Below are 699 nucleotides of genomic sequence, written 5' to 3' on the forward strand. Positions count from 1 at the left end.
TTCGCGCAATGACAGCGGAGGACGAGCAAGAAATTCTCGCCGGATTGAACGATGAACGCTCCGCCATCCAGAAACTCTCTGACCTGGCACCCCGGGCACGAGCCGATCCCCATCAAGAGCTGCGCCGACAGACATTGGCTTCGGTGCGCGTCAACGCCGAAGCAGAAATCCAAGCATTGACGAAAGAGCCTTTGGTGCGTTTCAACAACCCCGATGATCAAATCCATTCCTTGATTGGAAATCTTCGACACGAGCTCGATGAAAGGGCCGGAACTCATGTACCAACCCTTATCGCGAAATTGGATGCCAATCTTCGCGCAATGACAGCGGAGGACGAGCAAGAAATTCTCGCCGGATTGAACGATGAACGCTCCGCCATCCAGAAACTCTCTGACCTGGCACCCCGGGCACGAGCCGATCCCCATCAAGAGCTGCGCCGGCAGACATTGGCTTCGCTGAGCGACAAAGCCAAAGAAGAAATCCAAGCATTGAGGAAAGATTTTTTGGAGCGTTTCAACAACCCCGATGATCAAATCCATTCCTTGATTGGAAATCTTCGACACGAGCTCGATGAAAGGGCCGCAACTCATGTACCAACTCTTATTGCGAAAATGGACGCCAATCTTCGCGCAATGACAGCGGAGGACGAGCAAGAAATTCTCGCCGGATTGAACGATGAACGCTCCGCCATCCAGAAAC

At 52.9% G+C, this 699-nt stretch carries 1 protein-coding gene; it reads left to right on the forward strand.

Features of this window, described 5'->3' with window-relative positions:
* Positions 1 to 699, forward strand: a 699-nt coding sequence (locus tag C6558_RS40200) for a hypothetical protein (RefSeq protein ID WP_158269023.1), incomplete at both ends; no start/stop codon positions are given.

The organism is Ensifer sp. NM-2 (genome assembly GCF_003024455.1).
In the GTDB taxonomy this organism is placed as follows: Bacteria; Pseudomonadota; Alphaproteobacteria; order Rhizobiales; family Rhizobiaceae; genus Ensifer; species Ensifer canadensis.